This is a genomic window from Sinobacterium norvegicum, from assembly GCF_923077115.1.
In the GTDB taxonomy this organism is placed as follows: domain Bacteria; phylum Pseudomonadota; class Gammaproteobacteria; order Pseudomonadales; family Sinobacteriaceae; genus Sinobacterium; species Sinobacterium norvegicum.
Map to the genome: position 1 here is coordinate 1,894,854 of NZ_CAKLPX010000001.1, position 24,480 is coordinate 1,919,333.

A 24,480-nucleotide genomic window follows, 5' to 3' on the forward strand; every position below is an offset into this window, starting at 1 on the left:
ACAACTGTATAAAACAACAGTAGATGTTGCAAGTTATTCACTGTAACAATTCCGCTGGTACAGACCTTTCGATGGCTGGGCCTCCCCTTAGGCTATTGCCGCTCTATAGCAACACAGTTAGACTGCTAAGCATTATTCCGCCTCCTGACATAAGAACTATTCATGCCCGCGCCCCGACGTTCCAAAAGCAAAAAAAATGCCAAAAAGCTCGCTAAATCGATCACCCTAAAGCTTGGCCCGAGGCCGGCTATATCCCTGTCAATCCAGCAGGCGTTGCACCTCTGCCAACAACACTTAAAAAAACAGCAGACCAGCACTGCCAAGGCCATCTTGTTGCAGATCAACCAGCAACAGCCCGACCTTCTCGAGGTCGACTTGATGATGTCGGACATCCTCGACAGCGCAGCTCAATACGATGATTTGCTACTACATGCCAAGGCTTCTGTTCAGCGCCACCCACGTCAGGTTTCCTGCCTGCTCGGCTTGGCAACCGCTCTGCGCCATCTACAACGCCACACCGAGGCAGAGGCTATTTTGTTAAAGGCTCAGAAACTCGCGCCGGGCAACGCCCAGGTATTCAACCATCTTGGCATCATCCAGAAAGAGTCTGGCCAACTGGATAACGCACTGGCCAACTTCGATCGTGGCTTGGCAATCAATCCCAAACTGTCGGAAATTTATTGGAATCGAGCTGACCTCGATCACAGCGATAATCCTGTACTGCTGACACAAATGCAAACACTCACTAACAGCCCGCAGTGTGGCGATAATGCTGCCGCCAGACTGCATTACGCAATGGCAAAATATTATCGCCATCAACAACAAACAGAACCTGAATTTGAACAACTAAGACTGGGTGCCAAGCGCAAAAAAAACACGCTAAATTACCAGCACCAGGAAGAATTGAATCGTCACGATGAGGTTATCCATTGTTTCGATCAGACGTTCTTTCAACAGCAATTAGCCGCCACACTGCCTGAATCATCGACAACCACGCCGATTTTTGTCTGCGGCATGGCCAGAAGCGGCACCACACTGGTGGAACAAATCATCTCTTCTCACTCCGATGTCATCGCCGGGGATGAGCGCCCAGACCTGCTCAATGCCACGGCAGAGCATCTACAAAAGAGCCGCAACGAACAGCCCTATCCGCAGTGGGCCAAAGACTTTAAACAACGGGACTGGCAGGCAATTGGCCATCAGTATCGAGTGACCACCAATGACCTTGGCCAGCGCAGAATGTTTACCGACAAATGGCTCAGTCACTATGAGGCCATCGGTTTGATTCATCTCGCTCTGCCAGATGCCAAGATTATTCACCTGCAGCGCAACCCGATGGACAACCTATTTGGTTGCTTCAAACAACTGTTTCAGCAGGGCATTGCCTATAGCTACGACTTCAACGAACTGGCGGAGTATTACCACAGTTACCGCCAACTCATGGCGCATTGGGATGCCGTGTTGCCCGGCAAGGTTTACCATATCCAATACGAACAATTGGTCACCAATCAGCAACAGACAACCGCAGAACTCTTGGCTTTTTTGGGCTTGGAGTGGCAACAGAACTGCGTGGATTTTCATCACAACAGCCGCCCTGTTAGAACGGTCAGCAGCAGTCAGGTTAGACAGCCAATGTCCGAGGCCAACATCAATAATTGGCGGCGTTACGAGCGGCAACTAGAGCCGCTTAAACAGCGACTCATTGAACTAGGCTATTCCAGCGAACTATAGCCGCTACGGTATTTGTTGGCCTCATCAACAGCCATGTCAATCTCATCGTCGGACAACATGTTTTTTAAAATTCGGCCATTAGTCGATAGGGTATGTCGATGCCAGTTCTCCGTAGATTTTAAATCACCCTCGTTGGCCAGCATCCACCACGTGTAGGCCTGCTGGTAATCTTTTTCAACCACGGTGCCGGTATAGCCAAACCAATAGAGAGCATACTGGCTGAGGGAATCACCCTGCTCGGCGCCTTTTTTGTAGTAACCGTAGGCAGCCTCCACATCTGGCCTGCCTGCCTTCCCTGACTCCAACATATAACCTTTGTGATAATAGGCGCGAACGCTGCCATATGCGATGGCACGCTCAAGTAGTTGGCCAGCCTCATCAAAATTGTATTGACCGATGGCGCTGACCGCCAAATCTTTACAGGAAGCCGCCCACTGCTGCTGGCAGGCTAGGCTGTGCAACGCCATTGCCTTCGCCTCATCCCTTGCAATATAGACACCCTGCTGCAACAGCTGCGCCATGCGATATTGTGCCTCGACATAATCTTCTGCCAAGGCCTTACGGTAGTAGTCAACGGCCATCTTGCGCGCTGTTTCTGAGTCTCGCTGAAGATAAAGTTCAGCCAATAGAAATTGACCCTCGGCACCCGCCAAGGTCGACGCCTTAACGCAGTCTTTCTTAGCTGTCACCAAATCCTTTTCCAGCAATGCCTGACGGCAGCTGCTCAACCACTTGGCCTGCATTTCATCACTAACAGCAGGCGTAGTGTTGACCGTCACCGCCCTATCGGTCGTTGATAATTGGCTCTCTATGGTATCGTTGGATTGCCCGCAAGCCACGAGTAGAAGAAGTGTCAGATAAATAACGGGGCGCATAACTTGTCTTCCCTGCATGATCGATTCATTCCCTTAATGCTTAATATCGATGTCAGCACTGCTCCGCAGCACTAAGGTTTGCCTCTGAAGAAACGAGACAAACCATAATCGTTATGTGAAGTCTATCACACCCCTAAATATAGGGGATAGCATTAAAGAGAGTGGACTAGCCGCCAGTTTGGAAGCGCAAAGCCTTTTTCTCAAGCAGTCTGAAGATAAGCGTTAGCACCGCAGTTATCATCAAATAGAAACCGCCCGCCACCGAGAATACCACGAGGGTGTCATAGGTCTGGGCATTAATACGCTGTGCATAACCCATTAAATCCATGATTGTAATGGTGCTGGCCAACGAGGTTCCCTTAACCACCATAATCACTTCGTTAGAGTATGCCGGTAGCACCTGTCGAGCAGCGCGAGAAATAACCACTGACAAGGTTTGCCGGGTATTCATTCCCAGCGCCTTACAGGCCTGCCAATCTGAGCTTGGCACCGCCTCGATTGCTCCCTTAAACAGCAACGCTGAGTAGGCCGAGGTATTCATTGCCAAGGCCAAGACAGCACAGACATAAGGTTGTCTTAAATACTCCCAAGCCCAACTTTCTTGCAGCCAGGAAAACTGACCTGGACCAAAGTAAATCAAGAAAAACTGCACCAGCAACGGCGTGCCAGTAAAAAATAAAATAAACCCCTTGGCCAACCACTCCAACAGGAAGATTTTAAGCTCAAGAATCAACGTTAATACAACGGCAAATAGCGCACCACAGAGCAGGCTCACCAGCGCTAACTTCAGTGTTTCAACCAAGCCAATGCTGAGAGTCCCCAGGTACAGGTTTTCATTCAACGATGATAACCACTCCATCATTATGCCTCTACTGCTTGATCATAATGGGCGGCTCGACGACGCATCAGCCCCATCAATCGCTGACTGACTATAGTGATCAACAAGTAAATCATCGCCGCCAGAGCATAATAGGTAAATGGTTCATAAGTCGTTGCCGAGGTTAAATCGGCTTGTTTCATCAGTTCGGTGACACCAATCAACGACACCAGAGCCGTATCCTTTAACAACACCATCCATTGATTTCCCAAACCCGGCAGTGCATAGCGCCATGCCTGCGGCAAAATGACCCGAAAAAAACTGTATAGCGGCGGCAAACCTAGCGCCTTACAGGCCGCCCACTGATCTTCTGCCACCGCATTGATCGCCGCTCTCAAGGTCTGCGAGGCATAACCGGCAAACAATAGGGCCAATGCCGCCACCCCCGACCAGAATGGGCTTACATCGATAAACTCATCGGTGATTATAAACAACAGCTGTGTACTGCCGAAATACACAAACATCACTACCAGAATCTCTGGTACGCCCCGAATTATCATGACCAACAAAGTAAACGGCATACTGACCCAGCGATGCTTGTTCATTTCGCCGGCGCAAAAAACCAGCGCCAGAACAAAACCAAAGACCAGCGCTGTCAGCGCCAGACCAAGAGTCATCACCGCCGCCGTACCAAAGGCAGAGATTATCGGCAGATCAAGCATCCGTCAGTCGCCTAGTGGCCGAGGTGCTTGTTATAGATTTTCTGGTATTCGCCGTTTGCTTTCAGCTCGGCCAAGGCCTTGTTCAACAAACTGATCAGCTCACTGTTGCCCTTGCGCACAGCAATTGCGAAGCCAGTACCGAAGTACTTGGAATCCGTTACCGCATCGCCAACCACCGCAAAGTTTTCTTCTCCGCGCTTCTCCAGCCACTCTCGTGCGACTAAGGTATCGGCAAACACAGCATCGACACGCTGATTACTCAGGTCGAGATAAGCCTGTTGATAACCCTTGTAAGGAACAATCTCAATATTGGCATCTTTCATTCTATCGTCTAAATAGTGAAAGTGGGTGGTACCGTTTTGCACCGCAATACGCTTACCGGCTAAATCGGCAACCGTCTTGAACTCACCGCTGCGGCTGACAAAAATTGCCGAGTTTTCCACATAGACATCGCTGAAATCGACGACTTTGGCGCGCTCTTCGGTCACATCCATCGCAGCGATGGCGGCATCAAACTTACGAAAACGCAGACTGGGAATCAGGCTGTCAAAATCGTTACTTTTAATCTCGCACTCAACTTTCGCAGTGGCACAAATGGCGCGCGCCAAATCCATATCAAAACCCTGGTACTCTCCCTGTTCATCGATGAATTCGAACGGTGGGTAAGTAGGCTCGGTGGCAAAAGTGATCTTCTCAATAGCAAAAAGCTGAGTGCTGGCAGCCATCGCCGCAGCAAAAAGTAGAATTTTCTTCATAGTTTTATCCAACTCAGTGGTTTAAATAGTTTTCGAATTCTGGCGTCTGGGGTGTCTGCATACAGCTGACAGCACCCTCTTCAATAATAACGCCCTGTTCCATATAGACAACACGGGTTGCTATACGCGCAGCAAAACCAACCTCGTGGGTAACCACGACCATGGTAATGCCGGTCTCAGCTAGTTGTTCGATAATCGATGCGACCTCATTGGTAATCTCTGGGTCGAGGGCGGCAGTCGGTTCATCAAACAGCAGTACCTCAGGCTCCATCATCAACGCTCTGGCAATGGCAACACGCTGCTGCTGACCACCAGACAATTGGCTGGGAAAGACATCAGCTTTCTCGGCAATCTTTAACTGCTCGAGCAGGGCTGTTGCATTGGCGCGGGCCGTAGTCTTGCTCATCGATAGCACCTTGCAAGGAGCCTCGATCAAGTTTTCGACAATCGTCATATGCGGCCATAAATGGTACTGCTGAAACACCATGCCGACTTTCTGTCGCAATTCACGGGCGCGACGCTCCAACGCCTTATTGTGCGCACACGGAAAGTCAAAATTCATGTTGGCCACGGACAGCGTACCGCTATCGGGCATATCGAGTAAGTTTAACACCCGCATCAACGAGCTCTTGCCTGCGCCACTCGGGCCTAGCAATACGGTGGTCTCACCCGTCGCCAGTTCAATTGAGACATCGTTCAATACATGGGCAGCCCCCCAACTCTTGTTGATGGCCTGTAGTTTAATAGTCATAAAGCGGATGTGTTTCACTCGAAAAATATCTCCTTAGGATACGTCATATTGAGTAAAAACAGTACTGCGCAAATCAACACCACACGGATATCTTGATTTAAGACAATGCGTACATTAGTCACAGTGTTTCTTCGGAGCCATCCAACACAGGTTTGGCATCATTTTTCAGGCGAAAAAAAAAGCGGTCAGATGACCGCTTCAAAGGCTTGGGGTAGATTTGGTCATCACATTTATGTCACCCGAGGGTGGATTCACTGCAACCATTCAATGAAAAAACATGTTGAACAGGGTTAATAAAAGCAGTAACTATGCCAACATGGACAATTTGCGACAAGCTAACACTTTCGACTTAGTGTTACTTGCTCGCCAGCACGCCAGACTGCAAAGCTATTCGACAGCCAGAAAGCTGGTAATCGACAGCAACAAGGCTCACAACACCAAATGACAAGCCAGAGCAGCGCTGGATGCCTGAATGAAAGCACTGTTAAGCAAACTGACAACCGGCAAGGCTATCGTGGCGCTGATCGCGTCGAACACCGCCCTACAAACGATTTTTCAAGTTTTCTATCCGGCGCAGCAGTACCACCGTGGCGGCAATAGCAAAAACAGCGGCGGCAACAGCCTCACCGGTCAACACGCCGGGAGCACCAAAATACTTCGACATAATCGCAACAAAGGGAATGACCCCCAACAGCGCTTTGGCAAAATTAAACGTCGTCGCTAAATAGGCTCGGTTAAGATTGTTAAAACCCGCATTGGCGACAAATAACATACCGCTGAACAGGAAGGCCCCCACCAAGTACTGGCAGTAGAAGATAATCAACGATGCTGTTTCACCCTCTGCGTCGAAAACCGCCACAATAATGTCCTTTAATAAAAACAATAACAGCCATGCCGCCAGGCAATAAACCACATTGAGCAGCATGGCACTGAGTACTGTCTGACGCACTCTATCATAGGAGCCGGCACCGGCGTTTTGCCCGATGATCGGCCCAACAGCCCCCGAGAGAGCGAAAATAACTGCAAACGTGACCGGGATTAAACGCCCGATAATTGCCGAGGCAGCAACAGCTTGATCGCCATAGGTCGCCATTACCTTGATCACGTAGGTGCTGGCCAGAGGCGTCGCCAATGAGGTCAGCATGGCTGGTCCGGCGATCAGTGACACCGGTCGAATCGATGTTTTGAAGGAGGCCCACCGCGGGTGCTGCGGTAACCGATGGGTTTTTATCAGCCAGTACATAGCCAGCACAAATAACACGATTCGTGAGCAGAACGAGGCCCATGCCGCCCCCTCAATGCCCCAGCCAAATGTGAATATAAAAAGCGGGTCGAGAGCAACATTGACCAGCGCCCCCATAATCGTCACATACATTGAGCGCTTGGCATCGCCCAAACTTCTCAACGCCGCAGAGCCACACATACCCACCGCTAAAAACGGCGTCGATAATAATAAAATTCTGCTGTAACTCAAGGCGTATTCCAAGGTGTTACCACTGGCACCAATGAAGATCAGTAACTCATCGATACAAAAGGCAAAGGCCGCAGTGATCAACAGCGAAAAAAACAGGCTAAACAGCAACACATCTGTACATAACTGTCCTGCCTGCAAACGCTGGGATGCTCCCAACGCACGGGCAACCAACGCCCCCATGCCCACCTGCAAACCAATACAGGCCGCCGTGGCAAAAAATAGCAGTGTACCGGCAAAACCCACTGCCGCCGCCAACGGCTGGTGGCCCAGCTGGCTGAGAAAGAACATATCGACTAAATCGGAGGTAAACAGCATAATTAAGCCAACCGCAGATGCCGTCGTCATATTGATTACATGCCGGGTTATAGAGCCGGTTAAGAATTTAGCAGGTTGCATTTTTTTTTAATTTTTCCCTGAACCAATGATCAATAAGTGAGTCCTCAGCCAGATGCGGGGGCCTCAGCAAGCGTCTGTAAGCGCCCCACCATGGGTACTAAATTAATACCCAACTGAGCCGACAGCTTCTGCGCCTGCTGCTTAAGCTCTTTATTGCTAATAACTATAGTCGCCTTGGTGGCAATAATAATCCAGTTACCACTGGCCGTAGAACAAACCCGCACATCACCAAACAACCGCTGCAATACATCTTTCAGGGTCTGGTCATAACGATGCTCCTGCCAACAGTTGAGTACCAGTACACCGCCGGTTTTTAAACGCAGGTGGCATCGCTCGATAAATTCGGCCTCGGTCTGTCGTGCATCAACGCCCTCTGCGGTATAAATATCAGCAAACAAAATATCTGTTTTTTTCTGTGAGCAATCCTGCAGGAATGCATTGGCATCAGCATTGATCACCTGCAAGCGCTTGGAACGGGGTAGTTGGAAATATTTATAGGCCAGCACAATCACCTGCTGACGAAGTTCAATAGCCCGTATTTTAACACCCGAAAAACAATGATGTACCGCCGTGACCAGGCAGCCACCACCCAAACCAAGTACGATGATATTCTTCGGGCTATTAAACAAGAACGCCAGACACATCGCCTGGGTATATTCGTGCTGCAAGACCGCCGGAGCAGACTTTAATTGACAGCTTTGCTCGTCCTCTAGGCCAAAGGATAAGTAGCGATATTCAGGGCTGTCTATCACAACCAGCGGGCCAAAAGGATCAAAGCCCCGGTGTATTTCTTTGCCGTTCATTTTTGCCCTGTGGTATTCGAAGGTAAATTAGATTACAGATATTAAACCAACTAACTGACTGAGTTAGGGTTTCCCCCTATTGCTCACCCTTTTTGAGCGCACTATTATTACACAATGTTAACAACGGCAATTCATGTCCCGCCTCGAGAATTCTATACCGCATTGAAGTTAGAAGCATCGTCAATCAGCGACTATGCTAATAATTGTTTTTATTGGCGTCTTTATTCAGTAAGTTCGAGAACGTCACACCCATTCATTTTTTAACAACGTAAATGGCCATCACTATGAATAACTGGATTTTGGTTTTAAACGCAGGCAGTTCAAGCCTTAAATTTGCCCTCGTCGATGCAATCACCGGTGACAGTGGCTTCGAAGGATTAGCCGAGCGACTCGGCAACACCGATGCCGTTATCACCATTAAATCCAACGGCAATAAAAGTGAGAGCAAAATAGCCGATGGAAAGATGGCTTCCGCTATCGCCATGGTCATGTCAGCACTGCCGGCCGACACCGTACCCGCCGCCATCGGCCATCGTGTGGTTCACGGCGGTGAAAAGTTCCGTCAATCGGTCGTCATAGACGATAGCGTCAAGGCGGGAATTAAAGATTGCGCCAAACTCGCTCCGCTGCACAACCTGGCTAATTTAGAAGGTATCGAGGCCGCCCAACAAGCCTTCCCCAACCTTCCTCAGGTTGCTGTTTTTGATACCGCTTTCCACTCCCAGTTAGAGCCTCAGGTTTACCAGTATGCCATCCCACAAAGCCTCTACCGCGACCATCATATCCGCCGCTACGGCATGCACGGCACCAGTCACCAATACGTTGGCGAACAGGCTGCCATCGCTCTCGGCCAAGATTTTAACAACATCCAAATCATCACCGCTCACCTCGGTAATGGCTGTAGCGCCAGCGCCATACGAAACGGCCACTCTGTCGATACCACCATGGGCATGACGCCACTCGAAGGCCTGGTCATGGGTACTCGCTCCGGCGATGTCGACCCCGGCATTATTCTCTGGCTGGCACAGCAGCAGGGCATGGATGGCGACCAACTGTCAGATTTATTGAACAAAAAATCGGGGCTACTCGGCCTCAGTGAATTGACCAACGACTGCCGTGGCATCGAAGAAGCTGCCGCCGAAGGTCACGCTGGCGCCAAGCTGGCGCTCGATGTTTTTTGTTTCCGTTTAGCGCGGACTATTTCTGCCTTAACCGTGGGGCTCGACAGGCTTGACGCGTTGATCTTTACCGGTGGCATCGGCGAGAACTCAGAACTCATTCGCGCCCGAGTAACCGAGCAACTATCCATTTTTAAACTTGCCATCAACGAGACTGCCAATGCTGATCGTAAGCGCAGTAACCCCAATATTGCGCAGCCGGGAACAACACCCGTACTGGTGATCAATACCAACGAAGAATATATGATCGCCAAGCAAACTTTGTCACTTTGCCAATAAGCTGATTGCCCGCTAATTACCGATAGGAATTTTAATGAAACACTGTTTTATGCTCAGCCCAATGGGTTCATCCACCGGCGCCAGTTCTGTCGCCATGGGCGTTTTACACCTGGCCGATCAGCGCGGACTATCGGCGGCGTTTTTTCTGCCCGTTGCTCAATCGGTGCAAAGTCTCAGCACTACATTCGGCGCCAAACCTGCGATGGGAATGGAACAACTTCATCAATACCTCAGCGACGGCGAACTCGATGATGCCTTAGAATTAATTGTCGCCGCCTACGAAGAAGCCGCCAAAGATGCTGATATCGTTATCGTCCTCGGCTTGGCCGCCAATGACCAAGCCCCCTTTGCCGCTCGAGTCAATGCCGCGCTAGCCAAGTCTCTTGACGCCAAGGTTATTTTGGTTACAACAGACACCGAGGCCTCGCACCAATACATGAACCGCAAGCTCGAAGTGGCCTCTGAAGTTTATGGTGGCTCTGTGCACGGTCGCACTCTGGGTGTGGTCATTAATAAAGCCGGCGCGCCTCGCGATGTTCATGGCACGATTCGACCCGAGATGTTCGATACCCAAGGCCGCGAGATCCCCTCCGCCGCAACGCTGGAAAAGCAACTGCCTATCTTCCGTGGCGGTCACTTTAAACTGTTCGGTATTATCCCGTGGCAGAGCCGCTTGATGGCTCCTCGCAGCATCGATTTGAACCGCGTTTTACCGGTTCAAATGCTACATGAGGGCGAGGCACATACTCGACGCATTGAGCACGTCAGTATTGGCGCACGCTCTCCAGGGAATCTGGTGTCAGTATTACAACCCGGCACCTTGATTGTGACATCTGGCGACCGTAACGACGTCCTGCAAGCCGCAGCGCTGGCTGAAATTAACGGCAAACATCTGGCGGGGGTTCTGTTAACCGGCGGCTTAGAGCCCGCTGAATCAACTCTGCAGCTCATTGCACCCGCTCTTAAATCCGGTCTGCCAATTATGCTGACCAAGATTGCCACCTATCCAACAGCCACGCGTTTGCCATCACTCTATCCCTATACACCGGATGATGACAACGAGCGCTTCGACGCGGTAACAGAACATGTCGTCGCCCATTTAGAGCGGGAAAAGTTCCGCGAAATGATCAGCGTCGATGGCGAGCGTCGCTTGTCACCAGCGGCCTTCCGCTACAACTTGGTCCGGGTCTCATCGGCACTGAAGAAAACCATTGTTTTGCCTGAAGGCGATGAGCCTCGCACCGTTGAAGCCGCCATTGCCTGCGCCAAGAAAGGCATCGCTCATTGTCAGCTATTAGCTGAGCCCAAGATCATTGATGAGCTGATGAAAAAGCGCGGCTGGGACTATCCTGAACGTAACTTTGAGATTGTCGACCCTCGCTCTATTCGTAATAAATATGTCAACGCCTTCGTCGAACTTCGCAAGCACAAAGGCATGAACGAGGTTCGCGCCCATCAGCTACTCGAGGACAACGTCGTGTTAGGCACGATGATGCTTCAGCAGAACGACGTCGATGGCTTAGTCTCTGGTGCGGTACATACAACCGCCAATACGATTTTACCGGCTTTACAGCTCATTAAGACAAAACCTGGCTCAAGCTTGGTGTCATCGATCTTTTTCATGTGCCTGCCGGACCAGGTAATGGTTTACGGTGATTGCGCCGTTAACCCGGACCCCGATGCCCAGCAGCTCGCTGACATTGCCATTCAATCGGCAGATTCCGCTGCCGCCTTTGGCATTCCTCCTCGCGTCGCAATGATCTCCTACAGCACCGGTAGCTCTGGCACCGGCGCCGATGTAGAAAAAGTGCGCGAAGCAACACGACTTGCCAAGGAATTACGCCCCGACTTGTTGATTGATGGGCCGCTACAATATGATGCAGCCACCACCGCCAGTGTCGCAGCCAGCAAGGCACCGGACAGCCCTGTCGCCGGCAAGGCAACGGTAATCATATTTCCTGATTTGAATACCGGTAACACCACCTACAAGGCAGTGCAACGAAGTGCCTCTGTGGTCAGCGTCGGCCCGATGCTGCAGGGTTTGAACAAACCGGTCAACGATTTGTCACGCGGCGCATTGGTAGACGATATTGTCTATACCGTCGCACTAACCGCCATTCAAGCAGGCGCAGACAATCCCGAGACTAATTAATACTCAGCGCTTTAACCACTAACAAAAAGCCTCAACTTTCTGGTTGGGGCTTTTTTTTGGACAAAATAAATAGCCTGTTAATTTTTCCCGCCGGTTAATCTGATATACACTGGAGGCATCTCATACAAAAAGAATAATGACTATGAAAAATACAATATTGCACCTCGCAGTGGTGACATTGACCGGCCTGTTTACCAGCCAGTCATTCGCACAAATGTTTATCGAGAGCGGCCAGCGCTCAGGCCGTACAGAGTTTACAATTCAAGCTGCCTATCAAGGCTCAGAGACCTTTGACCTCGGTGCAGGCAGCGAGATGAAAACCAGTAGCGATACCGGTTTTGGCATGAGCTTTGGCCACAATATTGATAACCATTGGAATATTGGTTTCAATATGAATTTCAATAATGCCAATTACAACGCCACTGTGCCGTTAGAAGGTTCTACCGAGACTACTAACATTAAATCCAAGGTCGACAGTTTCAATGGTCAGCTCAACGCTACCTACCACTTATTTGAGGGCAACTTAACACCCTTTATCAGTGGCGGCATTGGCTGGACTTATACCGACTCGAATATTGCCGACGGCCCACCGAGCTCTGCCTGTTGGTACGACCCTTGGTATGGTTACTATCGCTGCGGCTATTATCAAACCACCCACACCGACACCAGCTTTTCCTACAATGCCGCCGTCGGCCTACGCTGGGATATTAGCGACAAGCACTTTCTTCGCGGCAGTGTCGGCAAACAGTGGGTCAATATGAGTATTGCCGATAACACACCAAGTTTTACCACCGGTCGAATCGAGTTCGGCTTTATGATGTAATAGCATGAATGCCTTAGACGCTCAGCCTCCGCCGAGCGTCCATCACCCTCTTTATAAGCAGTAATCCCGATGACCATAAATCAACTAACCGACCTACAGCAGCAGTTTAGCGATAAGCCGACCGTGCAATTTGAGCAGTGCAACGAACTCATTGCCTTGCAAGTCAACAATGCCGTCGCAAAGGCTACAATCTTCTGTCAGGGTGCTCAGATCAGTTTGTATCAACCTCATCAGAGCGCTGCCGTGTTATGGACCAGCCCCGCGTGTGATTATTCGGCGGGGAAATCACTGCGCGGCGGTATCCCGATTTGCTGGCCGTGGTTTAGCGGCCTGGCCGACAACCCCAAAACGGTGACAGAGCAGTACTCGACAGAGCAGTTAGCAGCCGCCCCTCCCCATGGCATAGTGCGAGAACTCGATTGGCAATTAGCCGAGATCAATGAGCATGAGAACGTCACTGAGTTAGTGTGGTTTCTCGATTTAGCTAAGGATAGTAGTACATACTGGCCCTATAAAACATCGCTCAGCTACCGTGTATCCATCGGCAAAGAGTTAAATATCGAGTTTAATGTCTGTAATAACGGTGTGGATAAGTTTCACTTCAGCACGGCATTACACAGCTATTTAGCGGTCGATAATATCGACAATGCGGTAATCAGTGGCCTGGACGGCTGCGATTATGTTGATGCGTTAGACGAAAGAAAATTACACCGGCAGCAGGGCGGCATTCGCTTCACCGGTGAAACCGACCGAATCTACCGTGGCTGCAATACCGATATCACACTGACAGAAGAAGGCAGCGACAATGACAGTCTCGTCATCAGCAGCTCTAACAGTGACTCCGCCGTTATCTGGAACCCCTGGATTGAAAAATCGAAGACGCTCAGCCACTTTGCCGATGACGCTTATCAATCGATGCTTTGCATCGAGACAGCCAATGCCGACAAAGATTTTGTCACCCTCGAGCCTGGCCACAGCCATTGCCTCACCGTCACCTTAGCCCGCCGCTGATGATTGAAATAAGCAGCCATGTAAGAATTAAAGAGTGGGAGTTGGAACTGACCGCTATTCGCGCGCAGGGCGCCGGTGGACAAAATGTTAACAAGGTCTCCTCCGCCATCCACCTACGCTTTGATATCAAACGCTCTTCATTGCCGCCGTTTTATAAGGAGCGCCTACTGCTGTTAAAAGATAGCCGTATTAATAAAGACGGCGTATTAGTCATCAAGGCACAGCGGTTTCGCACGCAAGAAAAAAACCGTGAGGATGCACTCGTGCGGTTAAAGGAAATCATTGTCAAGGCAACCGCTGTAACCAAGGCGCGCCGCGCCACCAAGCCAACAAAAGGCTCGCAACGCAGACGAGTCGACAGCAAAGTAAAACATGGCAAGAATAAATCTTTGAGAAAGAAAGTCGATTACTGATACAAACACTGGAAACACTATGAACAAGCTAGAACAACTGATCCAACAACTAAACAATAGTGCTGACACGGTTGAATTCACCGACGTCATCGCGGTCATCGCTGAGTACTATGATTACACCCCGGCGGCATTTACCAACGGCGGCACACGCAATGAAGCAGGCACCAATGAGGGCTCTGCCAAAATTTTCGCCTTTGGCCTGCTGAACGAATTAACACCGGCGCAAACACTGAGTTGCTTCGGCACTTATTACCGTCACGATGTGTTGAACCACCCCGACAACAACGATCACCAAAACATTCGAAACTTTATTAACAGCGGCTGGAATGGCATCTCATTCGACCAACCGGCACTGAGCAAAAAGTAAGCGCCGCCACAACGACACACCTTTTCATGACGGTGTGTCACACCCCGCCACACCCTACTCTCCAGCGCCCAATATTCGACCAATATCGTCCAGCCCTCAGCAGAGCTGGCTGCTGGCAAACTACCCCGTACTTACACACCTGCTTATGCACAGAAACAGTGGAGAACTTATTCAGTAAAGTTACCCACAGCACTTTTACCAGCCACAAAAAAGCCGCTCGGAAGCGGCTCAAGGGATAACAATACTTCTTCGCTTAGAAGCGATAGCCGCCTTGCAGGGCAATCGTTCTTGGCGCCTCAACAATACCGTACTGGCTCTTATAACCCAGCGTCGACGCCAGTGGCGTGTCGGCAGAGTATGAAACTACCGTCTCATCGCTCAGGTTCTTGCCGACCAGCGACACATCCCAGCTACCATCTTCACCACCTAAGCCAATTCTGGCGTTGACCGTGGTATAGCCTTGCTGCTTGGTATCTTCTTCCAAGCTACCTGCGGTGTAATAGCTGTCTTTGTAGAGCAGATCGAGGTTGGCCAACACTTCAACACCGCTGCCGCCGATGGGGCGAACATATTCAGTCATCAGGTTAACCGTCCAGGGCGAGACAAACTGGTTGGTTTCTCCCGATTGATCACAGACTGATGCACCGGCAGCAATTTGCTCATAACGACACGTGCCGTTCTCATAATCTTCAAATTCGAAGTCTAGATAAGCAATCGAGGTAGAGAAGGTTAGATGCTCTGTTGCCCTGAAGCGTCCGTCGACTTCAAAGCCCTGGCTGACTGCGCCGGCAGCATTACCGACGTTGAAACCGAGGGTACCATCAAAGACAGAGACCTGTAAGTCATCATATTCGGTTCTGTAAACCGCCGCGTTCAATGTCGCACGACCGTCTAACAGACGAGACTTCATGCCCACTTCGAAGTTAAGCGCTTCCTCATCATCAAACTCGAACGCACCTGGGTCACTGCCATCGGTAGGATAAGGAGTGTTGTTCGAGCGCGCATCAAAACCACCCGACTTAAAGCCACTAGAGACGGTGGCATAGGTCATCATATTGTCGGTTAAATCAAACTGAACCGTCGCCATCGGGGCAAAGTTAGACTTACTACGCTCGTCTTCAATTTCAAACTCGTACACTTTAAACAAACCGTTTAACGTGGCATCAACGCTGGGCTTGATCGAGGGATCAATATCACTGCCATCAATTGTTTTAAAGGCAAGTGACTTATCCGCTGATTTCTTTTCTTCAGAATATCGGCCACCAACAATGGCTCGGAAGCGATCTGATATATTCCAGGTCACCTGACCAAACACCGACCACTCATCGCTGTCTTGATTTAGTTCACGTGGTGCCGAAATATCTGCAAGGTTGGGGTTCACAACTCTTGCCAACAAACTGTTTTGATCGATCTTAAGATTATCTTCGAAGGTCAATTCACTGGTTTGGGCATAGGCACCAACAATGTAATCGAACATTTCACCACCAGGAGAGGTAAAGCGAATCTCCTGGCTTAACTGTGAATAATCTTCCTGAGATTGTAAGTTAAAAATGTTGGCACCGGTGAAATCACAGTCACACAGTTCATCATAATCGTAGGCTAAATAGCCAGTAATAAACGTCAGCTGACTGTCATTATCAAAACTGTAATCCACATTCAAGGCAACACTGGTCACATCGTTGTTAGAGAACTCTTTATTATCAGCTGAGCGCTTATAATCGGCTTTCTGGTTGAGTACTGAATCATCGGCACCCAAGCGAACCAAGGCTTCGCCATAGTTACTACCAGCAGCATTATCAGGGGCGTTAATAATTTCAATGTTACGACCGGTATTATCGAAGCTGTCATGCTGAACCTTTAACGAGGCCTCTAGGCTGTCGGTAAAGGCAACATCGATGACGCCGCGAATGCTGGTTTCATCACGGGTAGGGCCATCTTCACCACGGGTGAGGTTTTCGGTATAACCGTCTGTATCCATTTTACGTACCGCTAAACGGCCACCGACAGAATCGGTAATCGGACCAGAGACCATGCCGGTCACTTCGGTGGTGTTGTATTCAGGTTCGTAATTACCGGTGATCTCAGCCTCAAACTCATCGCTGGGCTTGGCTGTGTGGAGATCGATGGCGCCGGCGATTGAGTTCTTACCAAACAAGATCATCTGCGGGCCACGTAATACTTCAACGCGTTCCAAATCTAAGAAAGGCGCACGTGACAGCTGCGCACGGCCATGGTAAATACCGTCGACGTACATACCGACCGATTGTTCAAAACCCTGGTTGATACCCGAGCCAATACCGCGGATGTAAATATTGGTGCCGATACCCGTTTCAGTCATCGTCAGGTTTGGCACGTAGCTCTGCAAACCTTCCATACGCTGAATACCAGCATCATATAAAGTATCACCGCTGACGGCAGTGACTGACACGGGTACGTCTTGCAAGTTTTCAACACGTTTTTGTGCTGTAACAATAACTTCTTCTAGTTGCAAAGATGCATCTTGTGCCACGGCCTGCGTATTGCCGAAACCTAAGATAGCCACTGACATGATTGCCGCAGAGAGCGGCTTTTTATTAAAGCGTTTCTTATCCATAAATCCCCAACCTATTATTATTCAGCACTAACGATATCGATATCTCGGCTGTATTTATTTGTCACTTGATAACGTTATCAGCGACTGTTTTTTATTTGTAGGAAAATGTTATCAGCTAACACATAAAAAGGACAAGCTCTATTTACAACGACAAAATACCTAGTTACCAAGGGTTACACTTGGCATTTTGTAGGGGAATATACGCACAAAAGGGTGAGCGACTTTAATTAAATCGCCCAGCATAACTAAAGAAAATGACGACCATCATTGAAAACAATGCCCGAGATTGGCCTTGACAGCAAGAAGTGGCGGGCCAACCTGAACAGAAAGTCAGCTAAGATAATCGGAAATAGCCACAGCTAACGCTGTGACTTTTGTGCCGCGATGCGACTGCGCTCAGCAGGGGTATACAACTCACGCAGCATGTAATCCTTGAACGACTGTTGATAAGGCTGCTTTGACAACGCAACCTCCATACACTTCAGCCATGCATCCCGCGCAGCCTCGTCGATATCAAGGTGGGCGTGCGCCCGGGGGATGGCAATACTGCCATATGTCTCACGGTACAACTTGGGGCCGCCCAACCAACCTGACAAAAACCGCGCCAGCTTATCGGTCGATTCAGCAAGATCACTGCTGTGCATGGCGCGGATTTTCCGCGCCTCTGGCAGCACGTCCATGGCGCAATAGAAAGCTGCGGCCAGCTTCTGCAGCCCTTCAAATCCTCCGGCAGCCTGGTAGGAGGTATCCCCATTGCCGTAAGCCAAGTTCATCTCGCTCATAACAGACCTCTTAATCTAAAAACGGAGACCATGAGGGCTCTCGTACATCACCCTCTTTCGATGGCAGGTTGAAGCGAGTATTTCCGTCGATGGACACCGCCGACAAAATACTACGACCATTTACCTTGGTGGCATAAAGCATCATTGAACCGTTGGGGGCAACTGTCGGCGACTCATCTAAAGCGTTATCGCTTAGCGTTCTAATCGTGCCTCGCTGCAAGTTTTGCAAGGCAATGTGAAAGTCCCCACCACGTTCGGGGCGATGCACCATGACAATGCCGCTGCCGTCCAACAACACCCTAGCTCGTGCGTTATAAGCACCCTCAAAGGTCAGTCGCTCCTGCCAGTTATCATCAAGGTTGATCTGATAGATCTGTGGGCTGCCGCCCTTATCCGAGGTAAACAGTATTCCCTTGCCATCATTGGTCCAGTTTGGCTCAGTCTCAATGGCATAGTGCTTGGTCACTCGAGTTAAACGCTTACTGTCGAGCTCCATAATATAGATATCGGGGCTGCCACCCTTCGATAAAACCATGGCTAAACGCTTGCCGTCTGGGGAGTAGGCTGGCGCGCTATTCAACCCCTTAAAATTGGTTAAGCGCTCACGCTTACCACTGCTAAGCTCATGCCTATAAATAGCTGGTCGAGAGGTTTCGAACGAGACATAGGCAATTTCCTTGCCGTTGGGCGCCCAGGTTGGCGACAATATTGGCTCGCGGGAGTTCAGCACGGTGGTCTCACGCTGGCCGTCTGCATCAGCCATCATCAAACCATACTGATATTGCCCTGCGCTGGTCGCATTACGGCGTACGTAGAGTATCTTGGTTGAGAAGGCGCCACGCATACCCGTCAACGCTTCGAAAATTTGATCGCTGGCGGTGTGTGCCATATCGCGCAACTGGGCACTGTTGCCAATGACTTCTTTGGCCAACATCTGCTTCTGCGCAGTCACATCGTAAAGTTCATAGTTGAGCTTATAGCTGCCTGCGGTATTTGTCATACGGCCGATGACCACATACTCGGAGCCCACCGCCCGCCAATCACGATAGTAAATATCGCTCTGCTTGGTCGGGTTGCCCAGCATATCACCCCGGTCCAGTGGTGCGAATTGACCGCTGCGTAAGAGGTTGTCGGCGATGACCTGCGAGACATCCTCACTCAAGCCATTGCCGCCAGCAAAGGGAACAACCGCTATCGGCGTTGGATTGTCTTGCCCCTGGGTGATCTCAATGGTTAGTTGCGCATTAGCCGTGGCGGCTAAAAACAAAACAAACGTTAGGGTAATGTACTGACTCAACCATCTCACAGTCGTAAATCCTCAGGTCTAAATAATAAATTAAATCGTCGAAAATATTGTTCAAAAACTGCCGGGGGCAAATCCTGTAATTCAACAAACCGCTCTGCCTTGTTGACCGCACGCACAGCAGACTGATCAAACACCGCACTGCCGCTGCCCTTCAAAATCTCGACACTGGAAACTTCACCGGTTGGCACCAAGTGTATCTGCAACAACACTTCCATATCATTACGGGCGCTGGGTGGTCGACTCCAACTCTGCCCAACTTGCTCACGGATCAAGGCACTATAGCTGGTCGCCAGCTGAGCATTAGAGGAGGCCTGTTGATAGTCGTCTTCATCCTCCAGCGCCGATAACAACTGCTGTTCGCGCTCTTTTTGCAACTGTTTCAGTCGTTGTTGCTCTGCCTCTTGCTGCTTTTTCACCTTCAGTGCCTCGGCTTTTTTGTCGAGCGCCTTTTGATCAATTTTTGGCCTGGGTTTAACCGCAGGTTTTGATTTGGGTTTGGGTTTAACCACCGGTTTTGGCTTGGGCTTATTCTTGGGTTTGGCCGCCGGCTTCGGTTTTGGCTTAACCACCGGTTGAGCCTTGATCTTTACCAACTTGGCGTCAATAAATTGCGGCGCCTTGGCCTTGAACGGTTTATGCTCAGGTTCAATACCTGTCAACATAAACCAAATCAAACCAGCATGAAGTAACACCGCAACCGTCAGCGGAATACCATACTCAGAGAGGCGAGATGTTCGGTAAGCCATCCGGACTATTTCTCTTCAGTCACAAGACCGACGCTGGGTGCTCCAGCACCCTGCAGTACCGTCATCAGCTCAACAACCTGGCCATAGGGTACCTGGGCATCACCCCAAACCAAAATTGGCGTCGCCGGCTTGGCGCGCAATATCTTACTGACACGATCGGTTAATTCATCAACGCTGATTGCATCTTTCGCGTTTTTACTGATATTTAAATAATAACTGCCATCAGCTTTAATTGATACGATCAGCGGTTCATCATCGACCTTGCCAATGGGTTCTGCTGGGGCATCAGGAAGATTCACCTTCACTCCCTGAGTCAACATTGGTGCCGTCACCATGAATATAATTAACAAGACCAACATCACATCGATGTAGGGTACGACGTTAATCTCGGCCATTGATTTGCGTTTCTTTCTCGCCATCAGCTTTATACCTATCGATTACAACGCATGACTATTTAGCCTGTGGCTCTCGACGCGCTGGGCGAGCATGAGCTTGACGGTGCAGAATTGAAGAGAATTCGTCGGCAAAGGTTTCATACTGACCGTATAGATTATCCGATCGAGCTGAGAAGCGGTTGTAAGCTAACACCGCAGGTATGGCGGCAAACAGTCCCATAGCGGTCGCAACCAGCGCCTCCGATATACCGGGAGCCACGGTTGCCAGAGTCGCCTGGTGTGCATTTGCCAGTCCGCGAAAAGAACTCATAATACCCCAGACAGTGCCAAACAAACCAACATAGGGGCTGGTCGATCCCACTGAAGCCAAGAACGGTAGATGTTTTTCGATGCGCTCTTCCTCCTTGTTCAACGCCACCCGCATAGCACGTTGCGTACCTTCCATCACAGCGTCGGCGTCCATTTTTTGCTGGCGCAACTTGCTAAACTCCCTGAAGCCGGCACGAAAGATCGCCTCACAGCCGCCAAAGCTCTTACCACTCTGCGCTGCCTCATTACCGCTGCGAAACAACTGAGCCAAATCGACCCCCGACCAGAACTCACCTTCAAACTTAACCTGCTCTTTTTTCGCCTGAGAAAAAAACAGGGAGCGCTGCACAATCATCATCCAAGAAACCACTGAGGCCACTAACAGCGACAGCATGACTAATTGCACCAAAAGGCTGGCGCTGGAGACCAAGCTCCAGATCGACATCTGTTCGTTCACGTTTAATCTGCTCCAAATTTCTAACGTTGAGTTGACGGTGCGCTAGTATGCCCCGACACCAATACTTAATTCGTTGACCCATCCAGCAATTTTGCTAGACGAATACTCTGTCTTTAATCTGCTTGGGAATAGCCCTCGGCGTCATTGTCTCTCTATCGACACAGACAATCTTGGCCTCACCGCTGCACAATAGCTTACCATCACACAGTATCTGCTGCTCTACCGTAAAATAGGCGGCACCTGATTTAATCACCCTGCTGGTGGCAATCAATTGATCATCCAAGCGTGCCGGGCTCTTATAGTCAGCGCTGACCGAATGAACGACAAACATCATGTCCTCTGCGAAAATACTGGTTTTACCAAAACCAAAAGAGCGCATCCACTCAGTGCGGGCACGCTCCATAAATTTGAAATAATTTACATAGTAAACAATTCCACCGGCATCCGTATCCTCAATATATACACGGATAGGGAATTCAAATGTCGACATCTAACTCTCGCCCCACTCTACTGCTTAATACAATAACGACTCAGCTTAGCGCTCTTTAAACTCGGCAGCACGATCAAAATGATCATAACCGCTACGAGTCACCACTCTACCGCGAGGCGTGCGCATTAAAAAGCCCTGCTGAATTAAATAAGGCTCAAGCACATCCTCGATGGTGTCGCGCTCCTCGCCTATGGCGGCTGCCAAGTTGTCGACACCGACAGGGCCGCCACTAAACTTATCGATCATGGTTAGCAACAAACGACGATCAAGATGATCGAAACCCGACTTATCCACATTGAGCATGTTCAGTGCCGCATTGGCCACCGCTCTGTGTGCTCGCCCCTCAGCCTTGACCTCGGCATAATCTCGCACCCGACGCAGCAACCTATTGGCAATCCGCGGTGTACCCCGGGATCGCTTAGCCACCTCCTCCGAGCCCTCGTGATCAATATTCATCTCGAGAATGGCGCCGGAACGGGTGACAATCTTGGTGAGATCTGCGGTATTGTAAAACTCGAGACGCTGAACAATGCCAAAGCGATCACGTAATGGTGAGGTTAGCAAGCCGGCGCGGGTGGTGGCACCGACGAGAGTAAAAGGCGGTAAATCCAGCTTGATCGAACGTGCTGCTGGCCCTTCTCCGATCATAATATCGAGTTGATAGTCCTCCATCGCAGGATAGAGAATCTCTTCAATATTGGGACTCAGGCGATGTATCTCATCGATAAACAAGACATCCCCCGGCTCAAGGTTGGTCATGATCGCAGCCAAGTCACCGGCTTTCTCTAACACCGGGCCCGAGGTGGTTTTCAGTGCCACCCCCATTTCACTGGCAATAATATTGGCCAACGTGGTCTTGCCCAATCCTGGGGGGCCAAAGATCAAGGTGTGATCTAACGGTTCGTCACGACGGCGAGCAGCATCGATAAAGATTTCCATCTGCTCCTTAACCGCCGATTGGCCAACATACTCGGCCAACGTGTTAGGTCGAATAGCGCGATCAATCGATTCACGCTCTTCCACTGGCGCCCGCTCGGCGCTAATTAAACGATCAGTTTCTATCATAAGGGTTGCCCGGCGTTATTTCGCCATTCCTTTCAGCGCCATTCTTATCAGTTCTTCCGATGAGGATACACCGTCATCGACGACACTGTTAATCGCCTTGGCCGCATCGGTCGGTTTATAACCCAGCGCCACCAGGGCGCTCTCGGCATCGGCTATTAACTGATTGATGTTCGCCGTGGCATCTTCGGTTTGCACCATCTTGCCATCAAATAATGGCGCCGGGGCCGCCTGCCAAGTCTTTAGGCGGTCTCGCATTTCAATCACCAGCCTCTCGGCGGTTTTTTTGCCGACGCCCGGTAGTTTCACCAGGGCAGAGGCATCACCGGCGTGAATAATCGAGACAAATTCTTCGGCCCCCATGCCAGAGAGAATGGCCAAGCCGAGCTTGGGTCCGACACCGCTGACCTTGATAATAACCCGAAAAAGCTCTCGCTCCTGTCGCTGACTAAAGGCATACAGGCTCTGGGCATTCTCGCTGACACTGAAGTGGGTATATAGCACCACCTCTTCACCGAGCAGCGGTAATTTAAAAAAGGTGTTCAGTGGCGCCTGCATCTCATAACCCACACCGGCAACATCGACCAACAAGTCTGGCGCCTGCTTCTCTACTAAAATACCGCGTATCCGACCGATCATGTTTGCTTTTATCCTGTTGTGTCCAAGGGGCGCTGGCGCTGATTTATGATGTGTTAGTTATCGTAACCGACCGTTGCGGTACTTGCGTGCGGCACCGGCCATGGCAATCATACTGGCTTGAGAATGGGCGTGGCACATGGCTGCCGCCAACGCATCCGCGGCATCTTCCGACGGGGCCGCTGGCAGCTTGAGCAGCGTTTTCACCATCTGCTGAACCTGCGCCTTATCGGCACCGCCACTGCCCACCACTGATTGTTTGATCTGCCGGGCCGAATACTCTGCCACTGGTAAGTCCTGGGTCACCGCCGCTACAATGGCTGCGCCGCGTGCCTGGCCTAGTTTCAGCGCCGAGCTGGCATTATTGCCCATAAAGACTTGTTCAATAGACACCTGCTGCGGGCAATATTGTTCGATCAACTCAGTCACACTTTCGAATATAATTTTAAGGCGCTCGGGGAGCTCGGCTTCAGGCAGGCGTATTATGCCGCTGGTAATATATTCATGACGACCGGAGACACTGTTGATAATGCCGAAGCCGGTTTTCCGTGAACCTGGATCTATGCCAAGAATAAGCGCCATATGCTTCTCAATATTAAAAACTACTGGTTATTATGCCAGTAGTTTTGGGAATTGCCAGCCCTGTTATTCACCGCCTGTAGATCGCACAAGTAAAAACACCGCCGGCGGCGGTGTTTTTGTATACAACAACTGTATTAATCTTCGCCGTCCTGCGGCTCTCGATTACGCACCGCCAAACGCTGCGGGAAAGGCGTTACCTTGGCCGATTTACGTTCGGCATCTCGAACCTTTACCTCACCTTCTTTCTCGACTTCATCGATGCGCACGATGTTATGCATCGGGAGAAAACTGCGCTTAACTCCACTGAATTCTGCCTTAAGCTTTTCTTCTACGTCGGTTTTTTCGCCATTTATATTATCGAATACAAACTCTTCAACCTCAATAAAACCGGGCATATCACTTTCAAAAATAGCGCGCGCATAAAGCTCGATGAGTTGATCGTGGCTGAGGAAAACTATTTTATAAACGGACAACGAAGACATGTATACAACTCTGTGTTGGCGAGGTGGTTTGAAAATCCCTGAGGACAAAAGCGATACTATCACAGATGATATTCAAAATAGGCTGATTTAGCC

The 24,480-nt window shown here is 50.1% G+C and carries 25 protein-coding genes; 7 read left to right on the forward strand and 18 right to left on the reverse strand.

The features are described from left to right. Positions 1-162 precede the first annotated feature (162 nt). The gene (locus L9P87_RS08515) at positions 163-1,731 is read left to right on the forward strand and encodes a tetratricopeptide repeat-containing sulfotransferase family protein (RefSeq protein ID WP_237444251.1); all 1,569 of its coding nucleotides are present in this window, start codon (positions 163-165) and stop codon (positions 1,729-1,731) included. On the opposite strand, the gene L9P87_RS08520 is transcribed toward L9P87_RS08515, so the two are convergent. The 7 genes from L9P87_RS08520 to L9P87_RS08550 form a co-directional block, all read right to left on the reverse strand. Continuing rightward, entirely contained in the window at positions 1,713-2,624 is a 912-nt protein-coding gene (locus L9P87_RS08520) for a tetratricopeptide repeat protein (RefSeq protein WP_237444252.1), read from the reverse strand. The two genes, L9P87_RS08515 and L9P87_RS08520, sit on opposite strands and share 19 nt — an antisense overlap. A gap of 148 nt (positions 2,625-2,772) precedes the next feature. After that, positions 2,773-3,468, reverse strand: coding sequence for an arginine ABC transporter permease ArtM (artM, locus tag L9P87_RS08525; protein WP_237444253.1), 696 nt, complete (start codon positions 3,466-3,468; stop codon positions 2,773-2,775). After that, positions 3,468-4,145, reverse strand: coding sequence for an arginine ABC transporter permease ArtQ (artQ, locus tag L9P87_RS08530; protein WP_237444254.1), 678 nt, complete (start codon positions 4,143-4,145; stop codon positions 3,468-3,470). The genes artM and artQ overlap by 1 nt, the downstream gene beginning before the upstream one ends. Positions 4,146-4,156: 11 nt before the next feature. After that, a complete protein-coding gene (locus L9P87_RS08535; protein ID WP_237444255.1) occupies positions 4,157-4,900 on the reverse strand; it encodes a lysine/arginine/ornithine ABC transporter substrate-binding protein in 744 nt (247 codons plus the stop codon). 13 nt (positions 4,901-4,913) lie between these two features. Beyond that, positions 4,914-5,651 carry an arginine ABC transporter ATP-binding protein ArtP gene (gene artP / locus L9P87_RS08540; RefSeq protein ID WP_237444256.1) on the reverse strand — a complete coding sequence of 246 codons (738 nt, stop codon included), beginning with the start codon at positions 5,649-5,651 and terminating at the stop codon, positions 4,914-4,916. A gap of 541 nt (positions 5,652-6,192) precedes the next feature. After that, complete coding sequence (locus tag L9P87_RS08545) at positions 6,193-7,470, reverse strand: MATE family efflux transporter (RefSeq protein ID WP_237444257.1); 1,278 nt, start codon at positions 7,468-7,470, stop codon at positions 6,193-6,195. Between the two features lie 95 nt (positions 7,471-7,565). Continuing rightward, complete coding sequence (locus L9P87_RS08550) at positions 7,566-8,324, reverse strand: spermidine synthase (protein ID WP_237444258.1); 759 nt, start codon at positions 8,322-8,324, stop codon at positions 7,566-7,568. A gap of 284 nt (positions 8,325-8,608) precedes the next feature. Here L9P87_RS08550 and L9P87_RS08555 point away from each other — a divergent pair, with 284 nt between their 5' ends. From L9P87_RS08555 to L9P87_RS08580, 6 genes are all read left to right on the forward strand, one after another. Then, a complete protein-coding gene (locus tag L9P87_RS08555) occupies positions 8,609-9,781 on the forward strand; it encodes an acetate kinase (protein WP_237444259.1) in 1,173 nt (390 codons plus the stop codon). Between the two features lie 34 nt (positions 9,782-9,815). Then, positions 9,816-11,933 carry a phosphate acetyltransferase gene (gene pta, locus L9P87_RS08560; RefSeq protein ID WP_237444260.1) on the forward strand — a complete coding sequence of 706 codons (2,118 nt, stop codon included), beginning with the start codon at positions 9,816-9,818 and terminating at the stop codon, positions 11,931-11,933. Between the two features lie 142 nt (positions 11,934-12,075). Then, the gene (locus tag L9P87_RS08565; protein ID WP_237444261.1) at positions 12,076-12,756 is read left to right on the forward strand and encodes an outer membrane protein; all 681 of its coding nucleotides are present in this window, start codon (positions 12,076-12,078) and stop codon (positions 12,754-12,756) included. Positions 12,757-12,825: 69 nt separating this feature from the next. After that, a complete protein-coding gene (locus tag L9P87_RS08570; protein ID WP_237444262.1) occupies positions 12,826-13,767 on the forward strand; it encodes a D-hexose-6-phosphate mutarotase in 942 nt (313 codons plus the stop codon). Continuing rightward, on the forward strand, positions 13,767-14,180 hold the full coding sequence (gene arfB, locus L9P87_RS08575; protein ID WP_237444263.1) for an alternative ribosome rescue aminoacyl-tRNA hydrolase ArfB: 414 nt from the start codon (positions 13,767-13,769) through the stop codon (positions 14,178-14,180). The genes L9P87_RS08570 and arfB overlap by 1 nt, the downstream gene beginning before the upstream one ends. A gap of 19 nt (positions 14,181-14,199) precedes the next feature. After that, positions 14,200-14,547, forward strand: coding sequence for a HopJ type III effector protein (locus L9P87_RS08580; RefSeq protein ID WP_237444264.1), 348 nt, complete (start codon positions 14,200-14,202; stop codon positions 14,545-14,547). 253 nt (positions 14,548-14,800) lie between these two features. Here the strand turns inward: L9P87_RS08580 and L9P87_RS08585 are convergent, their stop codons facing one another. From L9P87_RS08585 to L9P87_RS08635, 11 genes are all read right to left on the reverse strand, one after another. Next, positions 14,801-17,140 (reverse strand): TonB-dependent receptor, encoded by a 2,340-nt coding sequence (locus L9P87_RS08585; RefSeq protein ID WP_237444265.1) that lies wholly within the window; start codon positions 17,138-17,140, stop codon positions 14,801-14,803. A 359-nt stretch (positions 17,141-17,499) separates the two neighbouring features. Continuing rightward, a complete protein-coding gene (locus L9P87_RS08590; protein ID WP_237444266.1) occupies positions 17,500-17,922 on the reverse strand; it encodes a group II truncated hemoglobin in 423 nt (140 codons plus the stop codon). Between the two features lie 10 nt (positions 17,923-17,932). After that, entirely contained in the window at positions 17,933-19,228 is a 1,296-nt protein-coding gene (gene tolB / locus L9P87_RS08595; protein WP_237444267.1) for a Tol-Pal system beta propeller repeat protein TolB, read from the reverse strand. After that, the gene (locus tag L9P87_RS08600; protein ID WP_237444268.1) at positions 19,225-19,974 is read right to left on the reverse strand and encodes an energy transducer TonB; all 750 of its coding nucleotides are present in this window, start codon (positions 19,972-19,974) and stop codon (positions 19,225-19,227) included. The genes tolB and L9P87_RS08600 overlap by 4 nt, the downstream gene beginning before the upstream one ends. A gap of 5 nt (positions 19,975-19,979) precedes the next feature. Next, positions 19,980-20,393 (reverse strand): protein TolR, encoded by a 414-nt coding sequence (tolR, locus tag L9P87_RS08605; protein ID WP_237444269.1) that lies wholly within the window; start codon positions 20,391-20,393, stop codon positions 19,980-19,982. A 31-nt stretch (positions 20,394-20,424) separates the two neighbouring features. Next, the gene (gene tolQ, locus L9P87_RS08610; RefSeq protein ID WP_237444270.1) at positions 20,425-21,135 is read right to left on the reverse strand and encodes a protein TolQ; all 711 of its coding nucleotides are present in this window, start codon (positions 21,133-21,135) and stop codon (positions 20,425-20,427) included. A 94-nt stretch (positions 21,136-21,229) separates the two neighbouring features. After that, positions 21,230-21,625: a tol-pal system-associated acyl-CoA thioesterase gene (gene ybgC / locus L9P87_RS08615; RefSeq protein WP_237444271.1), complete on the reverse strand. Its 396-nt coding sequence runs from the start codon at positions 21,623-21,625 to the stop codon at positions 21,230-21,232. Positions 21,626-21,670: 45 nt separating this feature from the next. Further along, positions 21,671-22,690 carry a Holliday junction branch migration DNA helicase RuvB gene (ruvB, locus tag L9P87_RS08620; RefSeq protein WP_237444272.1) on the reverse strand — a complete coding sequence of 340 codons (1,020 nt, stop codon included), beginning with the start codon at positions 22,688-22,690 and terminating at the stop codon, positions 21,671-21,673. 15 nt (positions 22,691-22,705) lie between these two features. Then, complete coding sequence (gene ruvA / locus L9P87_RS08625) at positions 22,706-23,326, reverse strand: Holliday junction branch migration protein RuvA (protein WP_237444273.1); 621 nt, start codon at positions 23,324-23,326, stop codon at positions 22,706-22,708. 57 nt (positions 23,327-23,383) lie between these two features. Continuing rightward, positions 23,384-23,905: a crossover junction endodeoxyribonuclease RuvC gene (gene ruvC / locus L9P87_RS08630; RefSeq protein ID WP_237444274.1), complete on the reverse strand. Its 522-nt coding sequence runs from the start codon at positions 23,903-23,905 to the stop codon at positions 23,384-23,386. Between the two features lie 134 nt (positions 23,906-24,039). Further along, positions 24,040-24,387 (reverse strand): DUF1820 family protein, encoded by a 348-nt coding sequence (locus L9P87_RS08635; RefSeq protein WP_237444275.1) that lies wholly within the window; start codon positions 24,385-24,387, stop codon positions 24,040-24,042. Positions 24,388-24,480 lie beyond the last annotated feature (93 nt).